This is a genomic window from Streptomyces sp. NPDC107517 (assembly GCF_055582645.1).
The window spans coordinates 88,219-108,770 of the sequence record NZ_JBVJPM010000023.1 but is presented as its reverse complement, the minus strand read 5'-3'; the positions used below and the strand labels follow the sequence as shown (position 1 = coordinate 108,770).

Here is a 20,552-nt window from a genome sequence, read left to right as displayed (position 1 = left end):
CCGTGAGACCGCCCCCGCACGATCGAAGTCCCGCTACACTCCCGCCACCCGGCGAAAAGACCAGGTCAGACAGCGAAATCCTGCTGGAGTACTAGAGGAAGATGTCCTTGCGCAGGGGAGTGTTCGCTTCGGGGTCGCCGCGGTACTGGTCGAAGTCACTCACGCCGGCTTCCCGCAGCACCTCCTCGTCGACAAGGCACCGGCCGGTGGTGCCGCCCGCCGGGCGGGTCAGGATCTCGTACGCGGCGTCGGCCATGATCTGCGGCGTACGGCTGACGCGCAGGGCCTCCTCGGCGCCGCGCATGTTCGTCGTGGCCGCGGTGACGATGGTCGTGGCCGGCCACAGGCAGTTGGCGGAGAAGGCCTGCCCGCTGTGCTGCTCGGCGAGGCCCAGGGTCAGCATCGTCATCCCGTACTTGCTGACCGTGTACGGGGCGTGGTCGCGCAGCCAGCGGGGGTCCGGGTTGAGCGGCGGCGACAGGGTGAGGACCTGGGCGTGGGCGGACGCGCGCAGATGCGGCAGGGCCAGCGAGCTGAGCAGGAACGTGCCGCGGACGTTGATGTCCATCATCAGGTCGTAGCGCTTGAGCGGGAGCTCGCCGGGGTTGGCCAGTGCGATCGCGGAGGCGTTGTTGACGACGATGTCGATGCCGCCGAACCGCTCCGCCGCTGCCTCGACCGCGCGCCGGACATCCGACTCCTCGCGGACGTCGCCGGCCACGGCCAGCGCCTTGCCGCCCGCCTCCTCGATCTGGCGGGCCGCGGTGTGCACGGTGCCGGGCAGGCGCGGGTCGGGGGTGTCCGTCTTGGCGAGCAGGGCGACATTGGCGCCGTCGCGGGCGGCCCGCAGCGCGATGGCGAGCCCGATGCCGCGGCTGCCGCCGGACATCAGAACGGTGCGCCCGGCCAGGGAGGGGTGTGCTTCGGACATGGTGGGGAAGTCCTCTCGGAGGCGGACGCGAGGGCCCGGGTGAAGCAGGTCACCTGTACGGAACATGGACAGGTTCTGCGCTGCGGGATTACCTTAACGATCGTTCGAAAAGGAATCTGCGACGCAGGCCACATTGCGCGGCGCAGATCGAGGCCAGTACGAGAAGAGGCTGCTGTGCGCCGTACGGTGTTCAACGAGGACCACGAGGCGTTCCGCGCGACGCTGCGGGACTTCATCGAGAAGGAGGTCGTCCCCGTCCACCACGAGTGGGAGGAGGAGGGGCACCCTCCGCGTGACTTCTACCGTCGGCTCGGTGAGCTGGGTGTTCTCGGCATCGAGGTGCCGGAAGAGTTCGGCGGCGCCGGCGAGGGCTTCAAGTACCAGGCCGTCGTGATGGAGGAGACCGCCCGCGCGGGCGTCACCTTCGGCAGCTACTCGGTGCACGCCAACCTGATCCTTCCGTACCTCATGGCGTACGCGACGCAGGAGCAGAAGGAGCGATGGCTGCCCGGATTCGCGACCGGTGACCTGATGACGGCCATCGCGATGACGGAGCCCGGCACCGGTTCGGACCTCGCCAACATCCAGACCCGCGCCACGCTCTCCGAGGACGGCACGCACTACGTCCTGAACGGCGCCAAGACGTTCATCACCGGCGGCGCCCTCGCCGACCTCATCCTGGTCGTCGCGCGGACCACGCCGTTCAACGCCGAGGACCGCCGAGCGGGCCTGTCCATCCTGTGCGTCGAGACCGCCTCCGAGGGCTTCTCGGTCGGCCGCAAGCTGAAGAAGATCGGCCTGAAGGCGTCCGACACCGCCGAGCTGTCCTTCGTGGACGTCAAGGTCCCGGTGGAGAACCTGCTCGGCGAGGAGGGCAAGGGCTTCTCGTACCTGTCCCACAACCTCGCCCAGGAGCGCCTCGCCATCGCGCTGGGCGGCGCGGCGGCCGCCGAGGCCGCACTGCGCTTCGCCACCGACTACGTCAAGGACCGCACGGTCTTCGGCAAGCCGGTCGCTGCATTCCAGAACACCAAGTTCGTGCTCGCCGAGTGCGCCACCGAGGCCGAGGCCGCGCGCCTGTTCGCCGACCGTGCCCTGGAGCTGCACGCCACGGGCGAGCTGTCGGTCGTCGACGCCGCGAAGGCGAAGCTTTTCTGCACCGAGGTCGCGGGCCGCGTCATCGACAAGTGCCTTCAGCTTCACGGTGGTTACGGCTACGTCACCGAGTACCCGATCGCCCGCCTGTACGCGGACACTCGCGTCACCCGCATCTACGGCGGCACCAGCGAGGTCATGAAGACGATCATCGCCAAGTCGCTCGGCCTCTGAGCCCCCGCACGCCAGGAACTCGTACAGCAGGGCCTCGCACCACAGGGCCTCGCACCACACGACCTCGTACAGCAGGAGAGGAATCCCCATGCAGATCAACGCCAGCTCGTCCGCCCTCGTCACCGGCGGAGCCTCCGGACTCGGCCGCGCGACCGCCGAGCGCCTCGTCGCGGGCGGTGCCCACGTCGTCATCTTCGACCTGGCCACGTCCGACGGTGAGGCCGTCGCCAAGGAGATCGGCGCCACCTTCGTACCCGGTGATGTCACCAGCGAGGCCGACGTCACGGCCGCCGTGGGCGCCGCGACCGCGCTCGCCCCGCTGCGCATCACCGTCAACTGCGCCGGCATCGGCGGCGCGGGCCGCACCGTCGGCAAGGAGGGCCCCTACGACCTCGACCAGTTCCGCAAGGTCGTCGAGGTCAACCTGATCGGCACCTTCAACGTGATCCGTCTGGCAGCCCAGGCCATGGGCGGCAACGAGCCGCTCGACGGCGACCGCGGTGTCATCGTCAACACCGCCTCCGTCGCGGCCTTCGACGGCCAGATCGGCCAGTGCGCGTACTCCGCGTCCAAGGGCGGCATCGTCGGCATGACCCTGCCGATCGCCCGCGACCTGGCGAGGACGAACATCCGCGTGATGACGATCGCGCCCGGCCTCTTCGAGACGCCGCTGCTGGGCCGGCTGCCGCAGGAGGCCCGCGACGCGCTCGGCGCCCAGGTCCCGCACCCGGCCCGGCTCGGCCAGCCCGCCGAGTACGCGCAGCTCGCCGAGGCGATCGTCACCAATCCGATGCTGAACGGCGAGACCATCCGCCTCGACGGCTCGATCCGGATGGCCCCCAAGTAGGCCGCCCGGCCTCCCGCAGACATCGGTCATTTCCTTCGTACGAGCAGGAGTTCCCCATGCGTGACGCAGTGATCGTCGACGCCGTTCGCACCCCGGTCGGGAAGGGCAAGCCGGGCGGCGCCCTCTCCGGCATCCACCCCGTGGACCTGTCCGCCCATGTGCTCAAGGCGCTCGCCGAGCGCAACGGCCTCGACCCGGTCACCGTCGACGACGTGATCTGGGGCTGTGTGTCCCAGGTCGGCGAGCAGGCCGGCGGCGTCGGCCGCTACTCGGTGCTCGCCGCGGGCTGGCCGGAGTCCGTGCCCGGCCTGACCGTCGACCGTCAGTGCGGCTCCTCGCAGCAGGCCGTGCACCAGGCCGCCGCGGGCGTCATCGCCGGACAGTACGACATCGCCATAGCCGGCGGTGTCGAGACCATGTCCCGCGTGCCGATGGGCTCGACCCGCGCGGGCGGGGCCTTCGGCGCCCCGTACGGCCCGTTGGTGGGCGAGCGCTACGACCACTACAAGTTCAACCAGGGCATCGGCGCCGAGATGATCGCCGACGAGTTCGGGCTGAGCCGCCGGGAGCTCGACCAGCACGCGGTCGACTCCCACGAGCGGGCCGCCCGCGCCATCGACGAGGGCCGTTTCAAGGGGCAGATCACCCCGGTCACCGTTACGGACGCCGCCGGCAACGAGCGGGTTTTCGACACCGACGAGGGTGTGCGCCGCGGCTCCAGCGTGGAGAAGCTGAGCCAGCTGAAAACCCCGTTCAAGGAGAACGGTGTCGTCTCCGCCGGCAACGCCTCGCAGATCTCGGACGGTTCGGCCGCCCTCCTAATCACCACCTCCGAAATTGCCGAGCGCAACGGTTGGACGCCGATCGCCCGCTTCCACACCGGTGTCGTCACCGGCGTCGACCCCATCACGATGCTCAAGGGCCCGATCCCGGCCACGGCCAAGGTCCTCCAGCGCTCGGGGCTGTCCCTCGACGAGATCGGCGCGTACGAGATCAACGAGGCATTCGCCTCCGTCTCGCTCGGCTGGCAGCGCCAGACCGGCGCCGACTACGAGCGGATGAACCCCAACGGCGGCGCGATGGCGCTCGGCCACCCGCTGGGCGGCTCCGGGGCCCGCCTGATGACGACCCTCGTGCACCACATGAAGGACAACGGCATCCGCTACGGCCTGCAGTCGATGTGCGAGGGCGGCGGCATGGCCAACGCCACGATCCTCGAACTGCTCTGATCCACCGGCTCGACCACGGGACGGGCCGCATGGGCCCGTCCCGTACCAGAAGGGACACCACACATGGACGCCGCTGACTTCAGGGCAGTACGAGATGCGGTCCGCCGTCTCGTGCGCGAGGACGTCGTACCGCGCGAGGACGAGATCGAGGAGAGCGATGCGATCCCGGAGGACGTCCGGCGCAAGGCCGTCGACATGGGCCTGTTCGGCTACACGCTTCCCGAGGAGCACGGTGGCCTCGGCGCCTCGCTCTCCGAGGACGTCCAGCTGGCCTTCGAGTTCGGCTACACGACGCCGGCCTTCCGCTCGATGTTCGGCACGAACAACGGCATCGCGGGCAAGGTGCTCGTCAACGCGGGCACCGAGGAGCAGCAGAAGTACTGGCTGCCCCGGCTGTCCGAGGGCGCGGTCGCCTCGTTCGCGCTGACCGAGGCCGAGGCGGGCTCCGACCCGTCGGGTCTGACGACGCGCGCGGTCAAGGACGGCGACGCGTACCTGATCAGCGGGTCCAAGCGGTTCATCACCAACGCGCCGCTCGCCGACCTGTTCGTCGTCTTCGCCCGTACCGGCGAGGAGAACTACGGCACCAAGGGCATTTCCGTCTTCCTCGTGGAGGCGGACCTGTCCGGCGTCAGCGTCGGCCCCAAGGACCACAAGACGGGCCAGGCCGGAGCCTGGACCGCCGAGGTCTTCTTCGACAACGTCCGCGTGGACAAGTCGGCGCTCATCGGCGGACAGGAGGGCGCGGGTTTCGGAGCCGCGATGAAGTCGCTCATCCGCGGCCGCATCCACATCGCCGCGCTGTGCGTCGGCATGGCCGAGCGCATCCTGGAGGAGTCGGTGGCCTACGCCGCCTCCAGTAAGCAGGGCGGCCGGCCCATCGGGGAGTTCCAGCTGGTGCAGGCGATGCTTGCCGACATCCAGACCGGGGTGCTCGCGGGCCGGGCGATGGTTCTGGACGCGGCGGAGAAGTACGACTCCGGGGAGGACCGCAGGATCCGCCCGTCGGCCACCAAGCTGTACTGCTCCGAAATGGTCTCCCGGGCGGCTGACCTGGCCGTGCAGATCCACGGCGGCATGGGGTACATGCGCGGGACGGTCGTCGAGCGCTGCTTCCGCGACGCCCGCCTGTTCCGCATCTACGAGGGCACCAGCGAGATCCAGAAGCTGATCATCGGCCGGGCCCTGCTCAAGGACGCTCAGCAGAAGGGCGCGAAGTAGTCATGGCCATGCCCGCCCCCACCCAGGGCTACACGGACGGTCTCGCAGAGGGAGAACTGCGCTTCCAGCAGTGCGCCGCCTGCGAGCGGCCTGTGTTCTACCCGCGCGTCCTGTGCCCGCATTGCGGCTCCGAATCCCTCGACTGGAGGGCGAGTGCGGGCCTCGGCACGGTCTACGCGACCACTGTCCTGTACAAGCGGGGCAGCGACCCGTACAACGTGGCGCTCATCGATCTCGACGAGGGCTTCCGCATGATGAGCCGCGTCGAGGGCGTCGCCCCGGAGGATGTGGCCATCGGCTCGCGGGTCCGGCTTGCTGTGATCACCGAGGACGACGCGCCGCTGGCCGTCTTCCGACCGCTGGAGGTAGGCGCATGAGCACTGGTCTGCGCGGCAAGGTCGCCGTCGTCGGCGTGGCCGAGTCGGACCTGGGTCAAGTGGCTCCGGGACTCACCCACTTCGACCTGATGGGACAGGCGACCTCCCGAGCCCTCAAGGACGCGGGTCTGAAGAAGTCCGACATCGACGGCTTCTTCTGCGCCTCCTCGTATCTGCCGTTCCCGACCCTGGACGTCGCCGAATACCTGGGCATCCGCCCGGTGTACGCCGACTCCACGAACGTCGGCGGCAGTTCTTTCGTCGCGCATCTGCTGCACGCGGCGATCGCCATCGAGGCGGGCCTGTGCACCACCGCCCTGATCACGTACGGCTCCACGCAGCGCTCCGACGGCGGCCGGCTCGTCTCGCCGACGAAGCTCCTCCCGTGGGAGGAGGCGTACAAGCCGCGCTACCCCGTCTCCATGTACGCGCTCGCCGCATCCCGCCACATGCACGACTACGGCACCACGCGCGAGCAACTCGCCGAAGTCGCGGTCGCCGCGCGGGACTGGGCACAGCTCAACCCGAAGGCGTTCACGTACGGGCGCGGCCCGCTCACCGTCGAGGACGTGCTGTCCTCGCAGATGATCAGCTATCCGCTGACGTCGAAGGACTGCTGCCTGGTCACGGACGGCGGCGGCGCGGTGATCCTCACCAGTGCCGAACGCGCCCGCGACCTGAGGGCTGAGTTCGTGTACTTCCTCGGCGGCGGTGAAGCCACCTGGCACCGTTCGATGTCGCAGATGCCGGACCTGACGACGACGGCCGCCGTCGACTCGGGCCGCCGCGCCTTCGAGATGGCCGGGCTCAAGCCGTCCGACGTGGACGTCGTCGAAGTGTACGACGCGTTCACCATCAACACCTTGCTGTTCCTTGAGGACTTGGGGTTCTGCGCGAAGGGTGAGGGCGGCGCTTTCGTCTCCGGCGGCCGTATCGCGCCGGGCGGCGAGCTGCCGGTCAACACCAACGGCGGCGGCCTGTCGTACTGCCACCCCGGCATGTACGGCATCTTCCTCATCATCGAGGCCGTTCGGCAGCTGCGCGGCGAGTGCGGCGAGCGCCAGCAGGCGGACACCAAGGTGGCGCTCGTGAACGGCAACGGCGGCGTTCTCTCCAGCCAGACGACGGCCCTGCTGGGCACGGCGGAGGCCCTCGGATGAGCGAGCGCGCACCGGAGGCGTTCGCGAAGACAGAGGCCGGCTGGCGGCCCGAACCGGTGGAGACCACCGAGTTCATCGCCGCCGCGCCCGCGCAGGCCCTGTCCGGCGTGTTCGACCAGCCGCACGCCGTCACCGGGGTCGGTGATGCGCTGCCGCCCCCGTGGCACCGGCTCTACGAGCTCCACCGGCTCCGCGAGTGAACAGCACGCCGCGCCCTGGTCGTTCAGCCTGCGGCCGGACCCCACACTCCTGTTCCGGCTCAGCGCTCTCCCGTACAACGCGCACCGTATCCACTACGACCGGGACTACGCACGCGACACCGAGGGGCTACCCCGACCTCGTCGTGCACGGGCCGTTGCTCGCCCTGTCGCTGCTCGAACTGCCGCGCCGCTGCGCGTCGGAGCGGGCCGTGACGTCGTTCGCGTTCCGCTCGAAGGCGCCGCTGTTCGCGCCGGTCGTGTTCGTAGTCAGCGGTACGCCCGACGGAGACGAAGCGCCGCTGACCGCGGGTCGCCCCGGTGCAGCGCCCGGCATCAGCGCGACCGTGACCCTGGGCTGAGCGACTCCTCCGCCCCAACCAACCCTGAGAAATCGGAAGTTCCGTCATGCCCAAGGTGTTCTCCTCTCCCGCCGAGTTCGCGGCCGCGGCCGGTACGCACGTCGGCGTCAGCGAGTGGGTCAGTGTCGAGCAGAACCGCATCGACACCTTCGCCGATGCGACCGGCGACCACCAGTGGATCCACGTCGACCCCGAGCGCGCCGCCACCGGCCCGTTCGGCGCGACCATCGCGCACGGCTATCTCACCCTCTCCCTCATCCCGGTGCTCACGCAGGATGTGTACTGCATCGAGGGCGTCAAGATGGGCGTCAACTACGGTCTCAACAAGGTTCGGTTCATGAACCCTGTCAAGGTGGGCTCCAAGGTCCGCGCCTCGGTCGAGATCCTCTCCGCCGAGGAGGTCCCCGGCGGCGGCCGCCAGGTGATCAACAAGGTCACCATCGAGATCGAGGGCTCCGAGAAGCCGGCCGCCGTCGCCGAGACGGTGGTCCGCATCTTCGGCTGAGGCGGTCCCCTCCTCGCCCTCTTCAACTGAGGCAGCCCCCTCTCACCCTCCCCAACTGTTCTGAGAACGCCAGGAGTTCAGCATGTCCGAAAACATCAAGAAGGTCGCCATCGTCACCGGTGCCGCCCGTGGTATCGGGGCCACCACTGCCGTGCGTCTGGCCCAGGACGGTTACGCCGTTGCCGTCCTCGACCTCGACGAGGCCGCCTGCGCCGACACCGTCGCCGCGATCGAGAAGGAGGGCGGCCGCGCCCTCGCGGTCGGCGTGGATGTCGCCGACGCGGAGAAGGTCCAGGCCGCCGTCGAGCGCGTCGCGGCCGAGCTCGGTGCCCCGCTCGTGCTGGTCAACAACGCCGGCATCACCCGCGACAACCTGCTGTTCAGGATGACCGAGCAGGACTGGGACTCCGTCATCGGCGTCCACCTGCGCGGCGCCTTCCTGATGTCGAAGGCCTGCCAGGCGTACATGACGGCCGCCGGCTGGGGCCGCATCGTCAACCTGTCCTCCACGGCTGCCCTCGGCAACCGCGGCCAGGTCAACTACTCGGCCGCGAAGGCCGGTCTGCAGGGGTTCACCAAGACCCTCGCCATCGAGCTCGGCAAGTTCGGGGTCACCGCCAACGCGATCGCCCCGGGCTTCATCGCCACGGAGATGACCGCCAAGACCGCCGAGCGCGTCGGCCTTTCCTTCGAGGACTTCAAGGCCAGGGCCGCCGCCGGGATCCCGGTAGCCCGCGTCGGCGCCCCTGCCGACATCGCCAACGCCGTGTCGTTCTTCGCGGGCGAGGCCGCGGGCTTCGTCTCCGGCCAGGTGCTGTACGTCGCGGGCGGCCCGAGGGCCTGAGCCTGCCCGGACCCGGACCGCTGTGCCTCGTATCTGCCCCTTGGAGCCTCGCAGCGGTCCGTCGCACCCGCATGCTTGCCTGGTGCTGGTGCTGGTGCTGGTGCTGGTGCTGGTGCTGGTGCTGGTGCTGGTCCGGGTTCGGCGCGGCTGCGCCCGCAGGACATCCCCATCCGTCTCTTTCCCCCATCTTGTCGCTGTCGCCGCAGCGTGAGCTGAAGGCGACCGAGGAGCCCCCGATGCGCCCCTATCTGCCCGACGCCGTGCGACGGCACGCCGTGGAACGCCCCTTCGCGCCCGCGATCACCGCGGGCCCCCGCACGCTCACTTACGCCGACCTCGATCAGCGCACCAGCCGTCTGGCGCGGGCGCTGCTCGACACCGCAGGTGAGCGCGGGGCGCGGATCGGCTATCTCACGCGCGCCGGGATCGTCGCCGCCGAGATGCTGGTGGCCTGCGCCAAGGCCGGGCTTGTTGCCACCCCGCTCAACTGGCGCCTCGCCGTACCGGAGTTGACTGCCGTAGCGCAGGATGCGGGCCTATGTGTGCTGGTCACCGAACCGGAGTTCCTGCCTGCCGCGTGCGCCGTACGAAACGCGCTGCCCGAGCTGCTCCTCGTCGTCACCGAGGAGCCGTCGGAGTATTCGGCCGGAGAGCCGTCCGGGCGCGGCCTGCCCGACGGCTCGACCGCGTACGAGGCCTGGCTGGCCGGCCGCCCGGCACAGGACCCCGGCGCGGGCCGCGAGGGCGACGCGGTCGTCATGCAGGTGTACACCTCGGGAACCACCGGTGTGCCCAAGGGGGTCCGGCTCACCCTGGACAATCTCCTCCAGGCCGACGAGCAGCTCGCCGAACTCCTGTGGTCGCCCGACACGGTCGCCCTCAACGCGCTTCCGATGTTCCACTTCGCCGGTGCCGGCTGGCTCAACAGCGCTCTGCTGATGGGCGCTCGAACGGTGATGCTTCCCGAAGTGGTCCCTGCGCAGGTCGCCGAGGTCCTCGAGCGGGAGCGGATCACCCACGCCCTGTTCGTGCCGGCTGTCCTCCAGATGCTCACGTCGCTTCCCGGCATCGACAGCAGGGACTTCAGCGCCCTGCGCGTCATGGTCTACGGGGCCTCCCCGATCACTCCGACGCTGCTGCGCCGCTCACTGGAGGTCTTCCAGTGCGGCTTCTACCAGCGGTACGGCATGACGGAGACAGCCGGCACTGCGACCCGTCTCTCGTTCGAGGACCACGACGCCGACGGCCGCCCGCACCTGCTGAAGTCGGCGGGCCGTGCCTGTCACGGCGTGGAGATCCGCGTGGTGGACGCGGTGAGTGGCGAGAGCGTCGCGCCGGGCGTCGTGGGCGAGATCCTGCTGCGCTCGCGCTTCAACACGCCCGGCTACTGGAACAGGCCCGATGGGAACGCCCGCCTCTTCACGTCCGACGGGTGGCTGCGCACCGGCGACGCCGGCCACCTGGACGAGGACGGTTACCTGTTCATCAGCGACCGCATCAAGGACATGGTGATCACCGGCGGTGAGAACGTGTATCCGACGGAGGTCGAAGCGGTGCTTGCCGAACATCCGGCGGTGGCCGAGGTGTCTGTCATCGGCGTCGCCGACGAGAGGTGGGGTGAGGCGGTCACCGCGGTCGTCGTCCTCAAGCACGGTGTGTCCGCCCCCGGACGGGACGAGCTGATCGAGTTCACGCGGGGTCGCATCGCGTCGTACAAGAAGCCCCGGGCGGTCCATTTCGTCACCGAACTGCCGCGTAACCCGAGCGGAAAGGTGCTCAAGCTCCAGCTCCGCGAGCGCCTTGGGGGAGCCTGAACCGGTCTCCGCGGCGCGTGCGCATTCCCGGTTTCTTCCTCCGCAACGCCTTGTGGTGCTTTGTGGTGCGAGTTGCATCTGGCTTCACGTCCGTGCGCAACGTGAAGCAGGTCACATCGCGTGGACATGGCGAGTGCGCCAAGAATAACTTAACGATCGTTCGACTTGGCTATGGCGAGGTACCCCGGAGCCCTCCGGGCCCCGGTGAGAGGGATGGTGTTCATGCGCCGCACAGTGTTCGACGAGGACCACGAGGCGTTCCGGGCCACGATCCGGGACTTCATCGCCAAGGAGGTCGAGCCGGTCTTCCACGAGTGGGAGGAACAGGGCCACCCGCCGCGCGATTTCTACCGCAAGCTCGGCGCCCTCGGTGTGCTCGGTATTCAGGTCCCCGAGGAGTTCGGCGGGGGCGGCGAGAGAAGCATCAAATACGCCGCCGTCGTGGCCGAGGAGACCGCCCGCGCCGGCGTCACCTTCGGCAACTATCAGGCGCACGCGCTGATGATCCTTCCGTACCTGCTCAAGTACTGCTCCCAGGAGCAGAGGGAGCGGTGGCTGCCGGGGGTCGCGAGCGGCGACATCATGACCGCCATCGCCATGACCGAGCCGGGGACCGGCTCCGACCTGGCCAACATCCAGACGCGTGCCGAGCTGTCTGCGGACGGTACGCACTACACGCTGAGCGGCGCCAAGACCTTCATCACCGGCGGCGCGCTCGCCGACCTGGTGCTCGTCGTGTGTCGCACGTCGCCGGCGACGGCGGACGACCGTCGCGGCGGTCTGTCGATCCTGTGTGTGGACGTCACCAGTGAGGGCTTCGCGGTGGGCCGCAAGCTCCAGAAGGTGGGCCTGAAGACCTCCGACACGGCCGAACTGTCCTTCGTGGACGTCAAAGTCCCTGTGGAGAACTTGCTGGGCGAGGAGGGCAGGGCGTTCTCGTACCTGTCCCACAACCTCGCCCAGGAGCGCCTGACCATCGCTTTCGCCGCCACTGCCACAGCGAAGGCAGCGCTTCGCCACGCCACCGCTTACGTGAAGGACCGTACGGTCTTCGGCAAGCCGGTCGCGGCCTTCCAGAACACCAAGTTCGTGCTCGCGGAGTGCGCCACCGAGGTCGAGGCGCTGCAGACGATGACGGACCGGGCGCTCGACCTGCATGACGTCGGCGAGCTGTCGGTGGCCGATGCTGCCAAGGTGAAGCTCTTCGGCACCGAGGTCGCGGGCCGTGTCATCGACAAGTGCCTTCAACTGCACGGTGGTTACGGCTACGTCACCGAGTACCCGATCGCCCGGCTCTACGCGGACACCCGCGTCTCGCGCATCTACGGCGGCACCAGCGAAGTCATGAAGATGATCGTCGCCAAGGACCTGGGCCTCTGAACGGGCGGGTCTCCTTACGTTCCAGACTTTCCAGAACGATCGTTCAATCCATTGACACCGGGGCGTGGGGCGGGAATGCTCGCCGCATCAGCGTATGACCACCCGGTCATATGCGGTCGGTGGCCGTATGGCGCCGACGCGGCGAATGCCCCGCCCCTGGCTCGCCACCCCGGTCTCCTTCCCCCGCAGGCCGGCCACCCCGCACCCGCAACAAGCGCTCGCAATCCGGCTTCGTCGCCGATGCCGACGCTGATGGAGGTATCCCGCATGGGTCCGTTCCTGCCCGACGCCGTACGACAGCACGCCGCGCTGAACCCCGACGCTCCCGCCGTCACCGAAGGCTCACGGACGCTGACCTACGCCGAGCTCGACCGGCGGGGCAACCGTGTCGCGCAGGCCCTCCTCGCCGCGGGCCTGCCCAAGGGCACCCGCGTCGGCTACCTCGTACGCCCCGGCACCCTCGCCGCCGAGCTCCTCGTCGGCTGCGCCAAGGCGGGGCTCGTCGCCACCCCGCTGAACTGGCGCCTGGCCGAGCCCGAGCTGGTCGCTGTCGCCCAGGACGCGGAACTCGGGATCGTTCTGACCCAGACCGAGTTTCTGCCCGGCGCCCACGCCGTGCGCGCCGCGCTGCCCGGGATCGCCCTGGTCACCGAGGGTGAGGCGGCCCTGGGAGAGCACACGTACGAAGGCTGGCTGGGCGAGGAGGGCATCGCCGACGCGGGCGCGGGCACCGAGGACGCGGTCTTCCTCCAGCTGTACACCTCCGGCACCACCGGGCTGCCCAAGGGCGTCCAGCTCACCCTTCAGAACGTCACAGCGGGCGAGTTCCAGCTGCGCGAGATGGGCTGGAAGAACACGTCCGTCGCCGTGAACGCCATGCCCGTCTTCCACATCGCCGGTACCGGCTGGCTGGTGAGCGCGCTGAGTGCGGGCGCCCACACCGTGATGCTCCCCGACCTCGTGCCGTCCGCCGTGGTCGAGCTCATGGAGCGTCACCAGGTCACCCACGCGTTCTTCGTGCCCGCCATGCTCCACCTGCTCACGACGCTGCCGGACATCCGCGAGCGCGACTTCTCCGCGCTCCAGTTGATCGTCTACGGGGCCTCGCCCATCACGCCGGCCCTGCTGCGCCGCTCCATGGAGATCTTCGGCTGCGGCTTCTACCAGAAGTACGGGCAGACCGAGACGACCGGTTCCGCCTCGCGGCTGCTGCCCGAGGACCACGTCGTGGACGGACCGCGCTCGACGCTCCTGCGGTCGGCGGGCAACATGCGCCCCGACGTCGAGGTCGCCATCGCCGACCCCGTCACCGGCGATCACGTGGCGCCGGGTGTCGTGGGCGAGATCCTCACCCGCTCCCACCACGTCACGCCGGGCTATTGGAAGCGGCCCGAGGAGAACGAGGCGCTGTTCACCGCCGACGGCTGGCTCAGGACCGGCGACGCGGGATACCTGGACAAGGACGGCTACCTGTTCATCACCGACCGGATGAAGGACATGGTGATCACGGGCGGCGAGAACGTGTACCCGATCGAGGTCGAGTCCGCGCTCGCCGAGCACCCCGCGGTCCTCGACGTCGCCGTGTTCGGAACCCCCGACGAAAAGTGGGGTGAGGCCGTCACCGCCGCCGTCGTCCTGCGGCCCGGGGCGGAGCCCGCCACCGCGCAGGACCTCATCGACTTCACGCGCGAGCGCATCGCCTCGTACAAGAAGCCGCGGATCGTCCACTTCATGGAGGAGCTGCCCCGCAACCCCAGCGGCAAGATCCTCAAGCGGGTCCTGCGCCAGGATCTCGCGCCGCGCGAGGCCTGAGCGGAAGGGAAGCGGCAGGCCTGATCGCGGGTCCTTGAGCCGGGCAGGTCCAGCCCTCGGCACCGCCTGTGACGGGTGAGGTGTCGGGGGCTGGAATGATGGGGCGTTCAACCGAGCCGTGTCACGCCCCCACCGGAGGACCCTTGCCCACCCCCACCTGGGAGCGTCTAGCGCCCGCGCGCCGCGAGCGGATCATCGTCGCCGCGATGGAGGAGTTCGGCCGGCACGGCTACTCCGCGGGCAGCCTCAACACGGTGGCGCGGGACGCGGGCGTAGCCAAGGGGTCGCTCTTCCAGTACTTCGACGACAAGCTCGACCTCTTCCAGTACGTGGCCGAGACCGCCGCCCAACGCGTGCGCGACGCGCTCGCTTCCTGGCTCGGCGTCATCCCCGACGGCACGAGCTACCACGCCTTCTTCTGCGGCGCCGTGCTCGCCTGGGTCGACTACTTCGCCGATCACCCGCTGGAGCGGGGGGTCATCGCGGCCACGCACCTCGAGATCGACCCGCAGGTGCGCGCCGCCGTCAACGCCCCGGCCCGCCGGCTGTACGAGGCCGAGGTCACTGCCTTGGCCCGGCAGGCCGTGCGTCGCGGCGACTTCAGGCCCGACGCCCGCCCAGAGGTCTTCGCCTCCCTGGTCAGCGTGCTCCTTCCGTATCTCGCCGTGGCGCCGTTCGAGCCCGGCTTCGAGGGCCCCGTACTGCTGTACGGCCTCTCCCGTGATGAACGCAGGGCGCAGGTACTGGAGTTGGCTTCGGGCCTGTACGCGGGATTCGGGCCCGTCTCCGAAGCGTAGGACCCGACCGGGTGCTGATCCCATGACAAGGCCCCCGGCAGCTGGTCTCCCGCCTCGGGGGAGCCCGTCCGACGGGGGCCTTGATGCTGTCCGCGTGTGCCGCGTCCGCTAGGACGCGGTGCCGTCCGACCACGGCAGATACGCGGGCAGGTCCTCGGGCACCCGGCCGGGGAAGTCGGGCTCGCGCCGTTCGAAGAACGACGTCACGCCCTCCTTCGCGTCCGCGCCGCGCACGGTGTCGAACACGAGGCGCGAGTCCAGACGGTGCACGAGCTCGGGCGTCTCGGCCCAGGCCATGCGGTACACGAGCTGCCGGGTGACAGCCACCGACACCGGGGCGGTCTTCGAGGCGAGCTCGGCGGCCAGCTCGTACGCAGCGTCCAGGACCTTGTCCGCGTCGTGCAGGCTCGTCACCAGACCGGCGGTCAGCGCCTCGTCGGCCGGCACGATCCGGCCCGACAGCAGCCAGTCCATCGCCTTGCCGAGGCCCACGAGCCGAGGCAGGAACCACGCCGACGCGCCCTCGGGCACGATGCCGCGCCGCGTGAACGGGAAGCCGAACTTGGTGCCGTGAGCCGCGAGTCGGTAGTCGACCGGCAGCAGCATCGTCGAGCCGACGCCGACGGCGGCCCCGCGTACGGCCGCGATCACCGGCTTGTTCATGACGTACAGGACACGGGTCACGACTCCCGCGGGCTCCTGGTAGGTGCCTGCCTCGATCTGTGCGATGGTCTCGTCGTCGACCTTCTGCGTGAAGCCCTGCCCCTTGCCGCCGCCGGCCGCGAGATCGGCGCCGACGCAGAAGTCCGTGCCCGCGCCCGTCAGGACGACCACGCGCACGTCGTGGTCGGTGTCCGCCGCGCGTAGGGCTGAAGCTATCTCGTCGGCCATCTGGCGGGTGTAGCCGTTGCGCGCCTCGGGCCGGTTCAGCGTGATGGTGGCGACGCGGTCTGCGACGGCGTAAGCGATCTGCTCGTACTTCTCTTCACTCATCGGGTCTCCTGAAGCATTTTGGGTTTCCTGAAGGTGACCCGGTCAGCGACACGAGTCCGGCCTCGCACTGCTCGAGCAGGTCGTATGCCTTGCGGCCCGACCAGTGGCCCGTGCCGCTGTAGCCGGAGATGCCGCACACAACCAGGGACGGGTGGCGCCGGCGAGATCCTGCGCGCCCAGACCGAAGCGGAGGGGCGCTCCCAGGGTGAGGTTCTGCACGAAGACGTCGGCGTCGCCGAGGAGCTTCTCCAGGACCTCGCGGCCGCTGGGCGACTTGAGGTCGAGCGTCAGGGACTCCTTGGCCCGGTTCAGCCACGCGAAGGAGCTGGACTGAGCGTGTACCGACTCGTCGTAGCCCCGCCCGAAGTCGCCAGGTCCGGACGCTCCACCTTGATCACACGGGCGCCGAGGTCGGCGAGCTGACGAGTCGCGAACGGGGCCGCGGCGGCCTGTTCCAGGCTGACGACAGTGATGCCTTCCAGCGGGAGCCGGGGTCAAGGGTTCTCCTCGATTCGGGCGGCGGGGAACGGCGGGCACCGGAGCGCGCTGGATTCCTCCCGGCCGAGGCCGTCCATCAGATCGGATACATCGACAGCGCGCAGTTGAGGGCCGCCGACGCGCAAGATCTGTTGACAGTGCCGGGCGCCCATGGTTTCGTGCGGGATCGACAATCGAACGATCGTTAAATTATCAGACGCGCACCCCTGCCGCTACGGCCGGACGCGTGACACATGCCGCGCATCGGGTCTGCTGACCACCGGCGCCGCCGTACCGATCATCGACGGCGTCCTTCATCCGCCCCGGGCCCGAGGCACCGGCGGCTGGTGCCGGGTTCACCTCGACCCGTCGTTCGCCGTGCCTTCTGCTCCGGGTCCGGGTGCGCTCCCACGTACCTGCTCACGCGGCAGAGGGTGGCGCACCACACCGCACAGCAGCACATGCGGCATGAGCCCCACTCCTGACTCACTACGACTCCACACCGACCGAATTCTCATCGCGCCAAGAATCGAGGCACCATGACCGCAGCGCCCGGACTCGACTGGGACGACCCCACCGATCTCGCCAACGCCTGCCGGGGCCGGCTCGACACGCTGACGCCGTGCGTGATCAAGAACGCCGAAGGCCGCGTCGTCTGGGACAACGAACGCTGGTCCTTTCTCGCTGAGGACTGCCCCGAGACCGCCAACCCCAGCCTGTGGCGTCAGGGCCGGCTCAACTCCCTGCACGGGCTCTTCGAGGTCGTCGAAGGCGTCTACCAGATCCGCGGCTTCGACGTCTCCAACATGACGATCATCGAAGGCACCGAGGGCCTCGTCATCGTCGACCCGCTCATCAGCGAGGAGTGCGCGGCGGCCGGTCTCGACCTGTACCGCAGGAACCGTGGCGCGGACCTGCCGGTCGCCGCGGTGATCTACTCGCACAGCCACACGGACCACTTCGGCGGAGTGCGCGGCGTCGTCTCCGACGTCGACGTGGCCGAGGGGCGCGTACGCATTGTCGCGCCCGTGGGCTTCATGGAGGAGGTCATCAGCGAGAACGTCGTCGCAGGCCCCGCCATGCTCCGCCGCGCCCAGTACATGTACGGCGTCGGCTTGCCGGCGGCCCCCGACGCCGCGATCGGCTTCGGTCTCGGACAGGGCACCTCCAGCGGCAAGGTCGGGCTCGTCCCGCCCACCGATCTGATCACGGAGACCGGGCAGATACTCGAACTGGGCGGCGCCCGACTGGAGTTCCAGCTCACCCCGGGCACCGAGGCGCCCGCGGAGATGAACTTCTTCCTGCCTGCGCGCAGGGTCCTGCTCGTCGCGGAGAACGCCAACCACACCCTGCACAACGTCCTGACACTGCGCGGCGCGCTGGTGCGCGACGCACAGGCCTGGGCCGGCTACCTCACCGAGACGGTCACCCTGTTCGCGGGCCGCGCCGACGTCCTCATCGGTTCCCACCACTGGCCGACGTGGGGGCGCCAGGAGCTCCTGGGGATGCTGTCCGAGCAGCGAGACGCCTATGCGTACCTGCATGACCAGACGGTCCGCCTGATGAACCAGGGGCTGACGGGACCGGAGATCGCCGAGGAGCTCGCCGAGTTCCCGCCGCAGCTCGCCGCGGCCTGGCACGCGCGCGGCTACTACGGCTCGCTCAGCCACAACTCCAAGGCGGTCTATCAGCGTTACATGGGCTGGTTCGACGGCAACCCCGCCCATCTCTGGCAGCACCCGCCGGTTGCGGCGGCCGAGCGGTACGTGGCTTTCATGGGCGGTGCCGAGGCGGTGCTGAAGAAGGTACGCGAGACGGTGGACTCCGGTGATCTGCGGTTCGCGGCCGAGGTCCTCAATCACGTGGTGTTCGCCGACCCTGACAACCGCGAGGCGCGCGAACTGCAGGCCGAGACCTTCGAGAAGCTCGCCCACGTCTGCGAGAACGGCACGTGGCGCAACTTCTATCTGTCCGGCGCCCGCGACCTGCGCGACTTCTCCGAGGGGGATGCCTTGGGGAGCGGCTCCGGATCGGGCGGCGGAATGGCCTGGGGACTGCCCGCCGACCAGGTGTTCAAGGCTCTCGCGGTGCGGGTGGACGGCCCGCGTGCGGCCGAGCACCGCCTCGTCATGCGCTGGGAGTTCGCGACGCAAGCGACGGGAGCCACAGGAGCCACGACAAACGAGGACTCGTCGCCGGACGTGTGGACGCTCCTGCTCGCCAACGGTGTGCTCACGCCCATCAACGGTGAGGCTCCGGGAGGCGAGCGGGCGCAGCTGACGGTCCGCACCGAACTGAGCGTTCTGGTGGGCGTGCTCGCAGGCAGCACCACGCTTGCCGAAGCGGGTGTCCGAATCGAGGGAGACCCGGGCGTGCTCGCCACGTTCTTCGCTCTTCTGCAGGCCCCGCGCAAGGGCTTCCCGCTCGCGCTGCCGTAAGCCACCGAGGCAGACAGCTGTGGCCGCACATCCCGAGGGAAATGTGCGGCCACAGTCGTGCTCTGCCGAAGTTCAGGCCGGCTGCCCCGCGTACCGCAGACGCGCCACGGCCGGCTTGTCCAGGACGGACGTGTGTACTGTCTCGGCCGGTACCGTCCAAAGTCTGTCGATTGTTCCACTGGTTGATCATCGATAGGGCCGGCCCGGACCTCCCTTCGGGAGAGTCCGGGCCGCTCGTGCTCTGCCTGTAGGTCAGGAAGCGCCGGGTGTGTCTGCTGCGTCTGCAGGATTCGCCGTGGGACGCGGCAGCGCGGCGAGCTTCAGGGCGTCGCGCTCCGGGTCGGTCAGGAGCGCAGATGCGACGGCGCCGATGACGACCAGCACACCGATCACCAGGAAGCCGTGCGCGTACCCGTCGGCCGGCGTCGCGGCCGACTCGACGAGGCCGCCCAGAACGAGCGGGGCGATGATGCCACCGAGGCTGTAGACCGCGACCACGATGCCCATGATGATGCCGCGCTGGCGAGCCGGCACGACATCGGAGATCGCGGCGAAGGCGATGCCGTACCCGGCGCTGGTCAGGGACGCACCACCCATCATCAGTACCAGCTGCAGCGGCCCCCGGCCGAGCAGCGAGAAGCCGATCGTGCTCAGCCCGCCGGCGGCCGCAAGTGCCGCGGCGAACAGGCAGCGCGCCACACGGCTGCTCGTCCCGCGTCTCGAGAGCATCGCGGAGGTGACACCGACCACGATCTGGAAGAGCGCGGACGCGGCGTACGGTAGGGCCACGAGCGTGCCCGTCTCGCTCGCGCTGTAGCCGAGGCCCTCGCGCAGATACAGGGGCAGCCAGCTGACCTTGACGGCGATACTCCAGTACGAGGTGAAGAAGAGGACCAGCAGACCGATGACGGTGGGGGTGCCGAGCAGCTTGCGCAGCGGGACGGTCTCGGGCAGGACGGAGGCCTCGGCGGCCGCGGCGTGCCTGCCGGCCATCGGTCCTTCGCCGCCGCCGAAGACCCACGCGAGCACCCAGGCGATGCCGACGACGAACAGCACGCTGAACGCGGTGTGCCAGTCCCAGCGCAGCATGACCCAGGTCAGCGCGGGGGAGGCGACCAGTGGCCCGAAGCCGGCACCGGCCACGACGACGGACGTGGGGATCGCCCGCTTGTTCGGGGCGTACCAACTGTGGGTGACGGAGGTGGCCATGGCCGTGGCCGGTCCCTCGGCGAATCCGAGGAGCACCCGGCAGGAGATGAGGAGCCCGAAGCTCACGCTGCCCATCATCGGGGCCATGCTGATGGCCCACAGCAGGCCGGCGGCCGCCAGCAGATAGCGGGCCCTGATGCGCCCGATGAGCATGCCGCCGAGGATGGAGCCCACGGCGAGCAGCCAGAAGAAGCTGCTCTGCACCAGCCCGAACTGCTCCTTGGTGATGCCGAGTTCGGAGATCAGGTCGACGCCGGACAGGCCGATCACGACCTTGTCGGCGTAGTTGACGAGCATGAAGCAGAACAGCAGGGCGACCACGAGTGCGGCCTTGCCCTTCGCGGGGGCTGCCGGGTCTACGGCGTTCACGGGCCCGGGCATGGGAGTGGTAGTGGTGCGGGGCATGGGGCATCTCCAGACGGTCGCTGTGCGAGAGGGAGAAAGAATTGATCGAACGTTAACTAAGTGGGAGGAGGCTCACAAGGGATCGCGCCATTGAATCTCGGCGAGGTGGATAAAAGGGGGCGATTCGTATCAGATGTGTCCACGCCTTGTGGAGTGTGCTTATCAATTGTTCTAGGGGTTCTCGCAGGTCGTGGGGGATGGGGGAGGGGTTGTAGCTGGATTGCC

General features: G+C 69.3%; 19 protein-coding genes and 1 pseudogene. 16 read left to right on the top strand and 4 right to left on the bottom strand.

Annotation, left to right across the window (positions count from 1 at the left end):
* Positions 1-91: 91 nt before the first annotated feature.
* Positions 92-931 carry an SDR family oxidoreductase gene (locus tag ACZ67T_RS36190; protein ID WP_469989931.1) on the bottom strand — a complete coding sequence of 280 codons (840 nt, stop codon included), beginning with the start codon at positions 929-931 and terminating at the stop codon, positions 92-94.
* A gap of 174 nt (positions 932-1,105) precedes the next feature.
* Here ACZ67T_RS36190 and ACZ67T_RS36185 point away from each other — a divergent pair, with 174 nt between their 5' ends.
* The 15 genes from ACZ67T_RS36185 to ACZ67T_RS36115 all read left to right on the top strand — a co-directional run bounded on the left by ACZ67T_RS36185 (position 1,106) and on the right by ACZ67T_RS36115 (position 14,805).
* Positions 1,106-2,260 (top strand): acyl-CoA dehydrogenase family protein, encoded by a 1,155-nt coding sequence (locus ACZ67T_RS36185; RefSeq protein ID WP_469989929.1) that lies wholly within the window; start codon positions 1,106-1,108, stop codon positions 2,258-2,260.
* 88 nt (positions 2,261-2,348) lie between these two features.
* Positions 2,349-3,107 carry a 3-hydroxyacyl-CoA dehydrogenase gene (locus tag ACZ67T_RS36180; RefSeq protein WP_469989927.1) on the top strand — a complete coding sequence of 253 codons (759 nt, stop codon included), beginning with the start codon at positions 2,349-2,351 and terminating at the stop codon, positions 3,105-3,107.
* A gap of 56 nt (positions 3,108-3,163) precedes the next feature.
* On the top strand, positions 3,164-4,336 hold the full coding sequence (locus ACZ67T_RS36175) for a thiolase family protein (protein ID WP_469989926.1): 1,173 nt from the start codon (positions 3,164-3,166) through the stop codon (positions 4,334-4,336).
* Positions 4,337-4,399: 63 nt separating this feature from the next.
* Positions 4,400-5,557, top strand: coding sequence for an acyl-CoA dehydrogenase family protein (locus ACZ67T_RS36170; RefSeq protein ID WP_469989924.1), 1,158 nt, complete (start codon positions 4,400-4,402; stop codon positions 5,555-5,557).
* Positions 5,558-5,565: 8 nt separating this feature from the next.
* Entirely contained in the window at positions 5,566-5,934 is a 369-nt protein-coding gene (locus tag ACZ67T_RS36165; protein WP_469989922.1) for a Zn-ribbon domain-containing OB-fold protein, read from the top strand.
* A complete protein-coding gene (locus ACZ67T_RS36160; RefSeq protein ID WP_469989920.1) occupies positions 5,931-7,094 on the top strand; it encodes a thiolase in 1,164 nt (387 codons plus the stop codon). Before ACZ67T_RS36165 ends, ACZ67T_RS36160 begins: the two co-directional genes overlap by 4 nt.
* The gene (locus ACZ67T_RS36155; protein ID WP_469989919.1) at positions 7,091-7,294 is read left to right on the top strand and encodes a hypothetical protein; all 204 of its coding nucleotides are present in this window, start codon (positions 7,091-7,093) and stop codon (positions 7,292-7,294) included. Before ACZ67T_RS36160 ends, ACZ67T_RS36155 begins: the two co-directional genes overlap by 4 nt.
* Before the next feature lie 143 nt (positions 7,295-7,437).
* On the top strand, positions 7,438-7,653 hold the full coding sequence (locus ACZ67T_RS36150) for a hypothetical protein (protein ID WP_469989917.1): 216 nt from the start codon (positions 7,438-7,440) through the stop codon (positions 7,651-7,653).
* Positions 7,654-7,699: 46 nt separating this feature from the next.
* Entirely contained in the window at positions 7,700-8,158 is a 459-nt protein-coding gene (locus ACZ67T_RS36145) for a MaoC family dehydratase (RefSeq protein WP_469989915.1), read from the top strand.
* A gap of 82 nt (positions 8,159-8,240) precedes the next feature.
* Positions 8,241-9,002: a 3-oxoacyl-ACP reductase FabG gene (gene fabG / locus ACZ67T_RS36140; protein WP_469989914.1), complete on the top strand. Its 762-nt coding sequence runs from the start codon at positions 8,241-8,243 to the stop codon at positions 9,000-9,002.
* Between the two features lie 82 nt (positions 9,003-9,084).
* Positions 9,085-9,213, top strand: coding sequence for a hypothetical protein (locus ACZ67T_RS36135; RefSeq protein ID WP_469989912.1), 129 nt, complete (start codon positions 9,085-9,087; stop codon positions 9,211-9,213).
* A gap of 25 nt (positions 9,214-9,238) precedes the next feature.
* Positions 9,239-10,816 (top strand): long-chain-fatty-acid--CoA ligase, encoded by a 1,578-nt coding sequence (locus tag ACZ67T_RS36130; protein WP_469989910.1) that lies wholly within the window; start codon positions 9,239-9,241, stop codon positions 10,814-10,816.
* 222 nt (positions 10,817-11,038) lie between these two features.
* On the top strand, positions 11,039-12,196 hold the full coding sequence (locus ACZ67T_RS36125) for an acyl-CoA dehydrogenase family protein (RefSeq protein WP_469989909.1): 1,158 nt from the start codon (positions 11,039-11,041) through the stop codon (positions 12,194-12,196).
* A 267-nt stretch (positions 12,197-12,463) separates the two neighbouring features.
* Complete coding sequence (locus ACZ67T_RS36120) at positions 12,464-14,008, top strand: long-chain-fatty-acid--CoA ligase (protein WP_469989907.1); 1,545 nt, start codon at positions 12,464-12,466, stop codon at positions 14,006-14,008.
* Between the two features lie 143 nt (positions 14,009-14,151).
* Complete coding sequence (locus ACZ67T_RS36115; RefSeq protein WP_469989905.1) at positions 14,152-14,805, top strand: TetR/AcrR family transcriptional regulator; 654 nt, start codon at positions 14,152-14,154, stop codon at positions 14,803-14,805.
* A gap of 108 nt (positions 14,806-14,913) precedes the next feature.
* Here the strand turns inward: ACZ67T_RS36115 and ACZ67T_RS36110 are convergent, their stop codons facing one another.
* Both ACZ67T_RS36110 and ACZ67T_RS36105 read right to left on the bottom strand, forming a co-directional pair.
* Positions 14,914-15,798, bottom strand: coding sequence for an enoyl-CoA hydratase-related protein (locus ACZ67T_RS36110; protein WP_469989903.1), 885 nt, complete (start codon positions 15,796-15,798; stop codon positions 14,914-14,916).
* Positions 15,799-15,829: 31 nt separating this feature from the next.
* Positions 15,830-16,280: pseudogene (locus tag ACZ67T_RS36105) on the bottom strand (CoA transferase); the annotation flags it as partial.
* Between the two features lie 534 nt (positions 16,281-16,814).
* Between ACZ67T_RS36105 and ACZ67T_RS36100 the strand changes: the two are divergent.
* Positions 16,815-18,713 carry an alkyl/aryl-sulfatase gene (locus ACZ67T_RS36100; protein ID WP_469989901.1) on the top strand — a complete coding sequence of 633 codons (1,899 nt, stop codon included), beginning with the start codon at positions 16,815-16,817 and terminating at the stop codon, positions 18,711-18,713.
* A gap of 252 nt (positions 18,714-18,965) precedes the next feature.
* Here ACZ67T_RS36100 and ACZ67T_RS36095 read toward each other — a convergent pair whose 3' ends face one another.
* Positions 18,966-20,327 carry an MFS transporter gene (locus tag ACZ67T_RS36095; RefSeq protein ID WP_469989899.1) on the bottom strand — a complete coding sequence of 454 codons (1,362 nt, stop codon included), beginning with the start codon at positions 20,325-20,327 and terminating at the stop codon, positions 18,966-18,968.
* Positions 20,328-20,552 lie beyond the last annotated feature (225 nt).